At 54.4% G+C, this 12404-nt stretch carries 13 protein-coding genes; 8 read left to right on the forward strand and 5 right to left on the reverse strand.

The features are described from left to right. A partial coding sequence (locus RBT76_15525) for a hypothetical protein (GenBank protein MDX9859194.1) occupies positions 1 to 206 on the forward strand: 206 nt, incomplete at its 5' end. 175 nt (positions 207 to 381) lie between these two features. Here RBT76_15525 and RBT76_15530 read toward each other — a convergent pair. The 3 genes from RBT76_15530 to RBT76_15540 all read right to left on the reverse strand — a co-directional run bounded on the left by RBT76_15530 (position 382) and on the right by RBT76_15540 (position 2746). Beyond that, complete coding sequence (locus RBT76_15530) at positions 382 to 684, reverse strand: hypothetical protein (GenBank protein MDX9859195.1); 303 nt, start codon at positions 682 to 684, stop codon at positions 382 to 384. Positions 685 to 896: 212 nt separating this feature from the next. Next, positions 897 to 2492 carry a recombinase family protein gene (locus RBT76_15535; GenBank protein ID MDX9859196.1) on the reverse strand — a complete coding sequence of 532 codons (1596 nt, stop codon included), beginning with the start codon at positions 2490 to 2492 and terminating at the stop codon, positions 897 to 899. Next, the gene (locus RBT76_15540; protein MDX9859197.1) at positions 2480 to 2746 is read right to left on the reverse strand and encodes a hypothetical protein; all 267 of its coding nucleotides are present in this window, start codon (positions 2744 to 2746) and stop codon (positions 2480 to 2482) included. The genes RBT76_15535 and RBT76_15540 overlap by 13 nt, the downstream gene beginning before the upstream one ends. A 299-nt stretch (positions 2747 to 3045) precedes the next feature. Between RBT76_15540 and RBT76_15545 the strand changes: the two genes are divergently transcribed. Together RBT76_15545 and RBT76_15550 are read left to right on the forward strand one after the other, a co-directional pair. Next, positions 3046 to 3681 carry a tyrosine-type recombinase/integrase gene (locus RBT76_15545; protein MDX9859198.1) on the forward strand — a complete coding sequence of 212 codons (636 nt, stop codon included), beginning with the start codon at positions 3046 to 3048 and terminating at the stop codon, positions 3679 to 3681. Positions 3682 to 3708: 27 nt separating this feature from the next. Next, positions 3709 to 4818 carry a hypothetical protein gene (locus tag RBT76_15550; GenBank protein ID MDX9859199.1) on the forward strand — a complete coding sequence of 370 codons (1110 nt, stop codon included), beginning with the start codon at positions 3709 to 3711 and terminating at the stop codon, positions 4816 to 4818. A gap of 83 nt (positions 4819 to 4901) precedes the next feature. Here RBT76_15550 and RBT76_15555 read toward each other — a convergent pair whose 3' ends face one another. Both RBT76_15555 and RBT76_15560 read right to left on the reverse strand, forming a co-directional pair. Then, positions 4902 to 7067, reverse strand: a complete 2166-nt coding sequence (locus RBT76_15555; GenBank protein MDX9859200.1) for a peptidoglycan DD-metalloendopeptidase family protein — start codon at positions 7065 to 7067, stop codon at positions 4902 to 4904. 105 nt (positions 7068 to 7172) lie between these two features. Further along, entirely contained in the window at positions 7173 to 7952 is a 780-nt protein-coding gene (locus RBT76_15560) for a hypothetical protein (GenBank protein MDX9859201.1), read from the reverse strand. 424 nt (positions 7953 to 8376) lie between these two features. Here RBT76_15560 and RBT76_15565 point away from each other — a divergent pair, with 424 nt between their 5' ends. The 5 genes from RBT76_15565 to RBT76_15585 all read left to right on the forward strand — a co-directional run. After that, positions 8377 to 8661 carry a helix-turn-helix transcriptional regulator gene (locus tag RBT76_15565; protein ID MDX9859202.1) on the forward strand — a complete coding sequence of 95 codons (285 nt, stop codon included), beginning with the start codon at positions 8377 to 8379 and terminating at the stop codon, positions 8659 to 8661. A gap of 19 nt (positions 8662 to 8680) precedes the next feature. Continuing rightward, positions 8681 to 8956 carry a hypothetical protein gene (locus tag RBT76_15570; GenBank protein ID MDX9859203.1) on the forward strand — a complete coding sequence of 92 codons (276 nt, stop codon included), beginning with the start codon at positions 8681 to 8683 and terminating at the stop codon, positions 8954 to 8956. Beyond that, a complete protein-coding gene (locus RBT76_15575) occupies positions 8937 to 9464 on the forward strand; it encodes a crossover junction endodeoxyribonuclease RuvC (protein ID MDX9859204.1) in 528 nt (175 codons plus the stop codon). Before RBT76_15570 ends, RBT76_15575 begins: the two co-directional genes overlap by 20 nt. 741 nt (positions 9465 to 10205) lie before the next feature. Then, positions 10206 to 11312, forward strand: a complete 1107-nt coding sequence (locus RBT76_15580) for a replication-relaxation family protein (GenBank protein MDX9859205.1) — start codon at positions 10206 to 10208, stop codon at positions 11310 to 11312. A 197-nt stretch (positions 11313 to 11509) separates the two neighbouring features. Then, positions 11510 to 12404, forward strand: an 895-nt coding sequence (locus tag RBT76_15585; GenBank protein MDX9859206.1) for a hypothetical protein, incomplete at its 3' end; no start/stop codon positions are given.

Genomic DNA, 12404 nt, shown 5'->3' on the forward strand with positions numbered 1-12404 from the left:
TTGAGCGTCAGTTGCCAGCGTATATGAGAAGTGATCAAGTAGAAAATGGCTGGTTCTTGGTAATTCGATACCGAGACGGTAAGAAGTGGGACAAGCGACTGCAATCGATTCCGGCACGATTAGCAAGCGTAAATCAAGATAAGCACCTCAATTTGAGTTACCTGACCATTGACGCTAGAAGACAACTGTCGGCATCCAAGCTATAGCCATTACTGATTGGAGACTGCAATGTTCATGCGGTATGCCGCCAGTACCATGAAGTTGCCATTTTGAGCCGGTATGTAAGCAGCTTATTCGTGTTGATTCTGAACCGACATTCTGTGTCGGCAATGAAAAAGCCAGACCGGGGGTCTGGCTTTTGATGCGTACCTGACGGGAACATCAGCCCGCTTTCCTGATACACTTCGCGGGCAGGTCCGGAAGCTGCAGCGGCGGTGGCGGCGGGGGCAGGAGTTCCGGATGATGCTCAGCGAGAATCAGCTCCAGTTCTTCTCGACGTTTCTGTTCCCAGGCATAGCGCTTCAGCAGATGGTCCGTGTACCACTCGATGATGGCAGCGGCTTTTTCACTGCATTTGGTTTTGACCCAGGCCAGGAATTTCTCCTGATTGCGTTCACGCCACTCTCTGCCGAGTGCCCGCATGATATTGAGCTTCCTCAGTTCGGCGATATCTTCGGGATCCACGACTGGCTCCTTTCAGTAGCAGTTGCGAAAGTTCTATTTCAAAACTTTCTGCTGACACCGAAAGACTTGGCAGTCTACCACAGTGCCGAAATTTGTCAACCCCGACATGGGCGTATGGTAGGTTTAACTTGGACTGAACATATTTTGGCCTCAGCTTTACAAATGGCTCATTTTGCGGTAGAATAGACAGCAATTGCTGCAATCTTAGGCAATTATCCGGGGCAAAAGGTTCGAACTTTTTTCACTAGCCCCCACCAGATTGAAAATGCCCGTGAGGCAGCCTGTCTCCTCGGCTGTAGTTGGCCGAGGATTTGAGGTTCGAACATGACGTTTTTCGCTGTCGCGATTTCTATCGACTTTTGAATCTCTCGGTATGGTTCACGCGCTGTTATTAGCGCTTTTTTGTCGTGCAACCTGAGGTTCGAACATGAAGCCCTCAAGAGACGCGTCTTTCTGTCTTTTGACCCGGAATTGAAAACGGTGTGAGCATTTTCGGCTGCGGCGAAAACCTGCTCAAGTGTGGCTCGCCGCTGCGATATCGTCTGCTCGGGGCGGTCTATGCGCTCCTGCAATACGGCCATTCGCTCCTTCAGAGCGGCCTTTCGTTTGGCGAATTCGTCATCATCAATCAACTTGGCAAGCCGCATATTGAGCAACTCGTCCAATTCACTCCGGACGAGGGAGAGCTTTCGCCGCAATTCAGGCTTCTCTGACTGAAATGCGGCTCCGGCGTCCCGGTCCATTTCATCGCTTGCCGCGAGTGCCCATTTGAGAAATCCCTTAGGTAGGCTGATGGATTTGGCCCAATCGGCAAGCTGCTTTTCCAATTGCTTTTCCTCGATAGCTTTTTCCGTGCAGTCGTAAGGGTATCGGTGACGCGTGCAGTGATAGTATATGTACCGATGACCGTATCGATTCCGCTTATGCTCGGCGGTAATCGCCGCTCCGCAGTTACCGCACCGAAGCAGCCCGGTATACGTGAACGAATGTCGGTGCGGCTTTGGCGCGGACTCGGCATCGAGAATCCTTTGAGCCTTATCAAAGTCCCTCTTGGAGATCATCGGCTGGTGCGCGCCGACATACAGCCGTCCATTGTATCGGAGCGCCCCGTAGTAGAACGGATTGCGGAACAGGTAATGTATTGCTGACCGGGCCAGTGGTCGGCCGTATCCGTTGCTTCGGACTCCATTGGTGAGACCCCATTCTTCGGTAGCTCTCCGGTGAATCTCAGTCACGGAATACTGGCCGGTCAGCAGGTGCTGCCACATCCGCTTCACTATCGCGAATCGCTCGGGATCCTTGACGATAGTCTTCGTTTCCTTGTCGTTCCTGTAGCCAAGCGGAGCGCACTGCGGCAGCCACCCCTGTTCCAGTTTAGCGCGATTGCCACGTTTCACATTGTCCGAGAGATCGTCCACATATTTTTTGGCCATGCCGAATTCGAGCTGAAGCCAGAACTTATCATTCCCATTATTGGCCAATTCGCGCTGAGGGGTAAAGATAGCTCGCAGCGTCTTTTCATCGAGCGCCCAGATGAGCGCGCCGCCATCCACGGGATTGCGAGCCAGACGGTCCAGCTTCCAGCAGAGGATGGCGTCGAACTTACCCGCCTGGACGGATTCCATGAGTTTGGTGAATACCGGCCGTCCGGGGGATTTAGCCGACTTACTCTCCGAGAATACCGAAACAATGGTCCACCCTTTGGCCTGGGCGTACTGCCTCAATTCCCGAATCTGCGAGTCTATGGAAAGAACCTGTCGGTCTTCAGATTCGGTCGATTTGCGGGCATAAATGGCTATGTTTTCCATACGGGCTGATGATGATAGTTTCGGTTATCGTGGCATTGATCAGCGGGCCTCGGCAATTCGGTCTCCTCGTGATTGGTCTGCTCTTCCGCGATTTCCAGCAGGAGACGTGCGTAATCCAGTACGTTGGAGGCCATTTCCCAGGCATCCTCATCCGCAAGTACCCGCCCGTATTCTTTCTCGAAAATGGTCCTGAACTGCTCTATGTGTTTTTGTTTTAGCGACATACTGCTGCAGTATGCCAGCAGAAGTCTCATATGCAGTAGTACCGCCGGAGGAGGAGGCTGGGCAGGTCTCTGTGGATAATGAAATCTCCGTTTTTCGGTTGACTTTCCAGCTCCAACGTCATAATCTTAGAGGAAAGTGACCTTCCCCGTCAAGTCCGTCCCGTCCCATCTTCTCTGACATAAGCGGAGTTTCGCGGTTTTCCGTGAAGTGCTTGCTCTCTTCGCCCTGGGATTCTCTGCGCCTTATCCGTCCGGTTTTTTTCATTCTCACACCCGCAATCCCACTCTAACCACAGCCGAAAAGCGGCTCATTCTCTCACGAACCAATTATGCCAATCCTACGTCAGCTTTCTCTAAGAAAGCGATATTCACCCTCCGCTTCGGCAACCCCGAGGAGCCACACCGCCGAATACCACCTGACCAAATCACAATTGCGCAGGCTTCTGGACGCGACCCCTTCGGTGCGTGACCGGACGATTATGGCGCTTATGGCCGGAACCGGCATGCGCCGGGCGGAGGTTGTTTCGCTCGACATCCAGGATCTCAGGCTCGGCGAAAATCTCCTGGTGGTGCGTTCCGGCAAGGGCGGAAAGTGCCGTCTCATTCCGCTCACACCGGCACTGGCGGACTTGCTTCAAAGCTGTCTGGACGGTCGCCCCGCTGGGCCAGTGTTTCTGAGCAGATTCAAGGGCCCGCTCTGCAGCAGGCAGCTGAACCGTATCGTGGAAAACGCGGGAAGGCGGGCGGGTATCGTCCATCCGGATCCCCGCAAGACACGGCTCACCTGCCATCTGTTCCGTCACACCTTTGCCCGATTGTGGAAAGACGCCGGGGGAAGCATCGAGACCCTGTCCTCGATACTGGGGCATTCGAGCCAGGCCACCACCCTCGACCTCTACGGCCGGGAAGGGTTGTCCGACGTGAAAGCCAATTACGCCAGAACTATGAAAAAAATCGGCATATAGCCGGAGACTCAAACAAGGAGGAAGAACATGAAACGAACGGCGCTGGCACTGTGTTTCTCGGCGCTGCTGTGGTCGTGCAGCGATGACAAGGGGACTAACGATCCGCCCGACAAGCCCGACAGCACGTGGACTCCCGTCGAGTCGTACTCGCTCTCCACTCCGGGAGCCGACTATGTGCTGTTGGAATCGCCCTACCTCTACGCCAGCGGGCGCGGCGGGTCGCTTTTCATTTTTGATATATCAAATGCTGACACCATCCGTTTGATCGGCTCACATGCGGCGGAAAACACCTCCACCAAGACTCCTGCCGGTTACGGAGGCCGGGCGCTCGCAAAACGCGGCAGTTTGCTGTACGCCTGCTTTTACGGTGCCGCAAACGGATCATCCGTCGTCGAAGTGTTTGACGTGGTAAATCCGGCAAACCCCAATCCCGTGGGATTGTTGCAGTCACCTTGGAATAACTCGCAGATTTGGGGGGACTATTGGGAATTCACCGGTATCTGTATCACCGGTGATACGCTGCTTGCGCAGACGTCCGGCTTCGCGTTCCTCTACCGCATCAGCGGGCCGAACTCATTCCTGCCGCTCGACACCGTCCGCAAGGATGTTGTCGAGCCGACCTGTCAGACGGGTGGGATTTCTCTCTGGGATTTCGGCGCAGGTCACTTCTACGCTTATGGCTCATGTACTCAAACGGGGCAGAACGGGCTGCTATGGACACTCTCCCGGGGTAACATGCAGGTTACCGGACGTCTGGACATGTCTGTGAATCCCGGTCTGTATTCGCCCCTGATGCGTCTCAATGACAACAGAGTCTATCTCTGGGAAACCGGCGGCGGCAATAAGATGGCCGAGGTTGATGTCTCCAATCCGGCGTCTCCCGCGCTGATACGTTCGCAGCAGCTGTTCTCCGGATTCCCGCTTTTGGGCGGCACGACTTTCAGTCTCACGAACATGACCGCTGCCGGGAGCGCTTTCGTTTTCCTCGGACGCTACAGCGGGGGCGTACTTCTGTGTGACGACCAGTTCAACCTGTTGCGTGCAGACAAGGGCGCTTATTCCGCCGACGCAGTGTACAGCGCAGGCAGGGTGTATGTGTGCGGGCCGAATGGTGTCTCGGCATACGTCATCCCGTAGATCGGGGGAGTACCGGAGATCTAGGAATGAAAAAACAACCCCGGTCCGCAGATGGACGGGGGTCGTTGGAATTGGCAAGAACATTACTTGAGAAGCAGCATCTTCTTCGTTTCGATTGCGTCCTCCGTGCGCAGCCGGTAGAAATAGATGCCGGAGGCCTGTTTGTCGGCTTCCCACATCGTGGTGTGATTACCGGCAGGCAGGTCGCCGTTGACGAGCAGAGCCACCCGCTGACCGAGGATGTTGAACACCTCGAGCTTCACGTGTGTTGCCTCAGGCAGCGAGTACGAAATGGTCGTCACCGGATTGAAGGGATTCGGGTAGTTTTGGAAGAGGGCAAACGACCCGGGAAGGCTCACATCGACATCGGTAGCGACTTTCGGGCTGCCGCCGGCGACACCCCAGTCGGTTAAGGGGTTGCCGTCGTACACGAATGTGTAGTTGTGCTGGTTTAAGGCCACCCACCACGTGCCGATGCTCTGGTTGTAGGAAACGATGTCGTCGTATCCGTCGCCGTTGAAGTCACCAACGAGTTCCACATTGTCTTCATCGGCCCACAGGTTGATCCATGAAGCACCGGTGTAGATAAAGGCGCTGGTACCGTTGCTCCGGGCAACCCAATGAGAATCCGGGGACAGACTGTATGACCCGATGTCCGTTTTCCCGTCTCCGGTGAAATCACCCTGGAACTCGATGTTATTCGGACCCGCCCAGGATTGAATCCACGGCGCACCGGTATACACGAATTGGTTACTGCCGTTATTCAGAGCCACCCAGTGTTTGTTTGGTGACAGACTATAAGAACCGATATCCGTTTTCCCATCGCCGTTAAAATCACCGAAGAACTCATGGTTGTTGGGACCAGACCAGTTATCGATCCAGGAAGCTCCGGTGTAGGTAAAGGCACTGGTACCGTTACTTAAAGCCACCCAGTGCTTATTGGGGCTTAAGCTGAATGATCCGATATCCGTCTTCCCATCGCCGTTGAAATCACCCCGAAACTCAGTGTTATTTGCACCGGCCCAGTCTTCGATCCACGGTGCTCCGGTATACGTGAAGGCACTTGAGCCATTGCTCAAACATACCCAGTGCGCGTTTGGGCTCAAGCTGTAGGCACCGATGTCCGTTTTGCCGTCACCATTGAAGTCTCCCTCAAAGTTGACGTTATTCGAGCCGACCCAGTATTGCTTCCAGGGCGTGTTGTTCTTGATGAAGGCGGTGCCGCTTGCGTTGCGCAGGCTGACATAGACATGCCCGGGGTTGGTCCCGTACAGGCCGATGTCACACTTGCCGTCACCATTGAAGTCACCCACGAAAGGCGTAAATGTCTGTTCTGGCTCCGGATCGGGGTCGATGACTTCGACTGTGAATGTCATGTTGCTGCCGGTACCGGAAATGAAGGATCCCGAGTGCGGGTGATAAACACGAGTTCGCAATGTGTACGTCCCAGGTGTACTCGGAGCCGTTATAGTGAAGCTGAATCTTGCAACACCATTTGGATCAGCGGTGCTTCCATCATCGTCTAGAAGATTGCTAGAGCCCGTTATTAACGGGGAGTCCTCCATGTCCGTCCAGTTGCTAGCTACGGAGTGAAGGGCTACATAGTGTGAGCTACTGGGATTGCTGCTCCAATAGAGCGGAGGCGTGCACCGGAAATCAATCCAGCAATTGACGCTTGAACTTGGTGACAGTTCAAGCGTCGTGCCGTGAGACTTGCCGACGTAACTTCCGACATAGTCAATTTCTGAGTAGAGTTGCGGTGGGGTTGTGGCCCAGAGCCACTTATTTGCGTCGTACGGGTCGAGAGGCACTCCATTCTGACGAGCCTCGAAATGTAGATGAGGTCCGGTCGACCAACCAGTATTGCCGGATGCACCGACTGCTGAACCTTGGGCAACGTACTGGTTATTCGAAACCGATACGCTACTTAAATGCGCATAGATAGTGGTGTATCCATAGCCATGTGTCAACGTTACGTGGAGACCGTACCCTTCTTGACCATCGTCGTCCACCGTCGCAGTGCCGTCTTCGGCTGCAAGCACAGCAGTGCCCGGAGAACAGCCAAAGTCAGTACCGCCGGGGCGAGGAAACTCTTCGTCATAGACGTGACAGTCAAAATCACAAGTGGGCGGATTGTGATATGAATCCAGGGGATACGTGAATAACCACGTATCACCTGCAAAAGCCCTGCCTGTTACAACAATTGTAATTAGCAGCGCTCGGACAAACAGTGTAACACTCTTTGTCATGACAATACTCCTTTCTGAGCACAAGTGTTGCAGCGCAACTGTGTTGCCTCAGTGTTTGGGTTGTAAAAGGTGCAGTTGGTGTTTTGTTAAGTCTGTCTGATTGATTTAGAGGGAGGAAAATGTTGATAGTAATGCTTCAAAGTCGGCTTGACTGACCACGCTGGCGTCAGAGTTCTGAAAGGCGATCCCAGGGTATTCCTGATTCGAAAGTTTGAAAAGGGCTCCAATCGGATTGCCGACGATAGTTGGGAACAGATCTTTTACATTGACCAAGAGTCCAGTGTTGCCGGCCGTAGTGGTGATCACTTTCAGCGGCACAATCTCAATGCGCTGATTCGGTTTGTCCGCAGTGTATGCGAGGAAATAATACTTTTCATTTTCTAGCTGGAACCCTTGCGTATGCAGTAGTCCGCCTTCGCTTGGGAATGAGTAATCTGATGTCATTCCGCCAAATCGGAGAGTATCTCGATTACTGAAATTGCCGGAGAACTTGCTGCCCGAAGTTCCCGCACTGATGCTCAAGACCACATCGCCATATTCTGCTGGGTATCGAAAGGTCATTCCGAGTTCATCATTTGTGTATGTGATCCAGTCACTAGTACTTGCGGTATTGGCATTACCATCCGAATTTGAAGCTGCATTAGTATTTGCCGTTTGATTGACATTAGATATGGCATTCGCGTTAGCTACTGCATTTGTGTTTCCGTTGACATTACCAGCCGAATTCACGCCAGCATTCGCATTATTCGTATTGTTGGTATTGGTGTCATTGTCCTGTGAGAGGAAGTAGTATGCTCCTCCGGCAAGGATTAGGATCACCACGAGGATGATGATCCACATGGCGCTTTTTGACCCATGAGGGGCCGCCTGGGGCTGGTTTTCCATAGAATTATGGGATTAGGATTAGATGAGACTATTGTAGCACACCCGACATTAAATTTTTCTAAAGAAATTCTAAAGAAAAGATAAAGTCGCAAATGTGCCCTTTGTCTTAAGCCTGACGCAGATGAGAGCATCTGTCAACGTCCTTGCTAATTGCGAAGCATTCCCGGAATGGGCAAAACCTGTGGACGAAGCGACCCCTTGCCGGATTCGGCAGGGCAGGGTAGGATGACCATTCAGCGTCGACCTTCCCAAACTCAATCTGCGGTATCCGAAGACAGCGTGCGAACAGGGGGATATTTTTTTACCCCGCTGTTTCGGTTTTTCTTCGGTTATGCACAGCCTACCTCCCCCGGAGGGTATTGAGCGAGCAGGAGCAGTGGTCTACGCTGAATAACGTGGGAAAACAAAAAGCAAAAACAAACGTATGATGTCCCGCACGGACTGGATAACAACCCAGAATCAGATCCGGAGGTTTCGCAAACAGCGGAATCTCCGGCTGCGGGACGTGGCGCGTCTGGTCGGTATCCGCGATGAGCAGCACGTCTGGGAATGGGAAGCGGGCAAGCGTGTGCCGAATCTGGATACGGCCCTTAGGCTCTCCGCCGGACTTCGCTGCCCGGTAGAGATTTTGTTCGGCGACCATTTCCGCGCCATCAGAGAGGAGGTGATCCGCAGACAGAAACGCTACGACATCCGCATCGAATACTAATCGTTAATCGTAAACCAACATGAAAACAAACATCCCCGCGGCCAAAGCCGGATCGACTGCTCCGAGGAGCGCTGAAGACAGTGAGCGAGCCAACGAACTCGCCCGTACTATTGCTCAGGCGTTTCTCGACACCGACAATCTCGCCACCTATCAGATTCTTTGCCGGAAATACTCGGACAGCGGAGTCAAAGCCGCGTACCGCGCCGCGCTCAGCGTTCCCGATGAGAAGGTCAAACGTTCCCGACTCGCCTTATTCACTTTCCTCGTCAAGAAGTATGCCGCAGATACGAAATAGCCTGCTGGCCATCGACCCGGGCACTAGGCACCTGGGGTACGCCGGATTCATCGGGGAGACACTGGACGATTTCGGCGTCAGGGACCTCTGGTACCGCCGGAACGGCGGGGACGTGTTCACCGCCGTCACGTCCGTAGTCACACTGCTTCTCGATCAGAAGCGGCCGCAGGCGGTCGTCATCGAGAAGAACAACTTCTCGCAAATCAGGCAGAACCTGCAACTGACGCTGGTTATCGGGAAAATACGGCATATCGCCCGAAGGCACCGTATCCGGGTGTTCGAGCTCGACCCGCGTACCGTGCGCAAGGTCGTCTGCAAAGACGGCAACGCCACCAAGCGGGAATTGGCCCGGACCGTGACCGTCAGATACCCGGAACTGCGGGTATATCTGGAATCTAACCGCCAGTGGCGCGAGCGCTACTTCCAGAACGCTTTTGACGCCGCGGCCTGCGGTATGACGTTTCTGGCCATGAGCCGCACCTTTACAAGACCCCGGAACGGCAGATGAAGAAGAAGCTGATCCGTGCCGGCCCGGGTCCGTTTCGGCCCGGATTTCGGCGGCAACCGAAATGCGAAATCTGCCACCGGAGGGTGGAGTACGGCAGCCTCTGCTACTACTGCCGCAAACGCAGGACGTCCTGAACAGAGCACCGGCTCTGACTGCCGGTGCCCGGAGGAAAACGCCGCCCTTGACCGGCGGCTTAAAGACAAGAAAAAGACGCCCCCCTTTCGTCGGTCGGTTTCGGTCGAGATCGCGATTCCCCCTGTGGGACTGGAGATAATCGGCCTGACTGCCGATTATAAAAAAGTAGAATGGATGTTGAATCAATTCTACTTTTCCAGTCCAGTAAGTGGCTGGTTTACAGGGGAATCACCACTCGCCTCACCGCCCGACTACGCCCCCTCCCCGCGACTTCCCGCCTCTCCTGCTTCTTGGCTGTAATGGGTAGACCTGGGTGACAGCCAGTAGGCGAAGCAGGACAGGGACCGGGGGAAGGCGCGGCTGCGTCACGCGACCGGCGGAGCCGGTCACGTTCCTTGGCCTCGCCCCGCACCATATGGCTGAGGAGGGGCTCGGCGAAGCGGGCGTAGTCGGGCGGCTCGAACCGCCATCCGTTCAGCCGTCTCCGCCAGAGGCGAATCGGCTTTACGGGGCGGGCGTCCCGCCTCCGGCGGGACTTTCGGCCTCCGACGAAAGGGGGGCGAGGAGATGGTGTCCGGCACGGCCGGACGTTGAAGAAATGATTATATGAACGAAGAAAAGACAATGGAGACTACACGCAGCCGGAAGCGCCGCGGTTCCCAGGCACTTACATTGCACGATCGGGACCTGCAGATTCTGCATCTGATATACCAGCACCGCTTTCTGGACATGGAGCTGATGTCGGCATTCGTCACCGAAGAGAGGGAAACCGAATCGCAGGCACCCGGCGCTGACGGCAAGCACCGACCGCGTCGGTACGGATTCGGGGAAAAGGCGCTCTATAAGCGCCTGCGGCAACTGGCGAAAGCTAAGTACCTCGAGCCGCATCAGGCGCTGGCGCGACCCATGGGTCGCGGCTTTGGGGGAGCGCGAATTGCCTACGGCCTTGGCCGGGCCAGCGCGGAAGCGGTGGCGGCTCAGGAAGGAGTCACCGTAGCTCAGGTCGGCGAAATCGTGGAGGCTAACCGGGTCAAAGCGCCGTTCATTCAACACGCTCTGGCCGTAGCGCGTTTTCGAGTAATTCTGGAACTGGCGTGTCAGGCGAGCGGCGGAAAGGTAAGGATCCTGTTTTGGGAACAGGGCAATGTTTTACAGGACTGGATATGGGGAGAGGACTGGGAAGGCGAGGAGCGAAAGTTTTCGGTTTATCCCGACGCGTTTTTTGGCATTGAGGTCGAAGGCAAGGGTCGGGCGCATTACTTTCTGGAACTGGATCGAGGCACCATGCCGATTGTCGCCAAAGGCGACCGCTCGGATATCCGCAAGAAGGTTTATGGGTTCATGTTCTATCGAAGAGTGTGGAAGGGTACTCCCCGCTACCTGTATCGGACGTTGCCTGACGGTACGGTGGCGGGAGTTGCGGCCGCTGACGGAGCCACGCTGGGGGAGTCAAGCCCCTTGCCCATGCAGCCGATTAAATCTTTCAGAGTCCTGTTTGTCGCGCCCGGCGCGACAGCGGGTACGTTGTCCGAGAGAGGACGGATTGCCAATATTCTCTGCGCGTTTCCGTCTTTTGGCAAGGCCATCGCCACCTCGACTCTTTTCTGGTTTGCTTCTCTCGACACGTTTGAATTGAAACGTCCGGAGACGCTGTTTCAACATGTTTGGGTAACACCGAATCCGGATCATGAACGGAAAAGTATCATTGAGTGAACCTGAAAAGTCACTCAGCCGGAGCCGCGACTCCGTGCATTTCACCTTTCCTCAGTGGACCAAGCTGTCCCGTGAAAGCAGGGCGGTCCGCAAGGCGGCGGGTTTGACCTGGCCGGTGAAGTCTTCGCCTCTCATGGAAGAGACTGAACTGGCGTGGAATGACGGAGTCACGAATCAGGGACAGAGGAGCGTATGACATGAAGGAATCCAGGACTGAATGGAAATTGCGGAAAGCAGGCTGTGGCTTAATAGTCTATTTGATCTACCTGTTTATAGCTTCCAATATCTTAAGTGAGTACGGGCCCCAAGAGGGAACGGCAAAGACAATTATGTACACCATTGTCCTGCTTGGACCGCTTGTTCTCCATTTCATCCTCTGGGTCGTTCGAACGCTCATGGCGATGCCAGATCCAAAGGATACAAAAGTGCTGATAGAGCATCTGAACAAGGTCGCACCGATTCCTGAGTTTGAGGCGGGGCTTTCTGAAGAAGATTATCAGGCCAGAAGAAGGGAAGCATTGCTCAGAAGGATCAGAGCTGCCTTCGCATTTGAAGAAAGGAAAAAGGGCAAGCCGCTCACAGTCTCTGAGAAAAACTACATCGAGATAGCATTGAATATTCGCGAGGAAGAGTATCTTCAGGACGAATGGGAATTGGCTGCCTTGAGAAGGCAGAAGGAAGTCAGTCCGGAGGCCGTCGAAGAAGAAGTGTCGCTCTCGACAATTGAGGGGGAACTCAGAGAACAATTCGGTAAGCGGGGCGAATTGTTCACCCCGCGAGACAAACGCGAACTGGCAGGAATGACGCCGGAAGGCAGGTTGCGTCGCTACAATGATATTACGAAGTTACTGCACGGGGGAGCAGCCGACCCGGAAAAACCCGCCGATGAAGCCTCCTCAAAGCCACCCACGAAAGAAGAGATTGATGAGGCGGATGTTGATGAAGAGGTTATGCGTACGTTCAAGGAAGAATCCAAGTTCGATGAATATGCTGAACTTCAACGCGCCAAGATTATTGTTCTCTATGAGCATGAGCCGGAAAAACGTAACAAGCGTTTGAGGATTTTCAACAACATGGTGCTGAGGTACCGCG

The sequence above is a fragment of the Candidatus Zixiibacteriota bacterium genome (assembly GCA_034003725.1).
GTDB lineage: Bacteria > Zixibacteria > MSB-5A5 > GN15 > FEB-12 > WJMS01.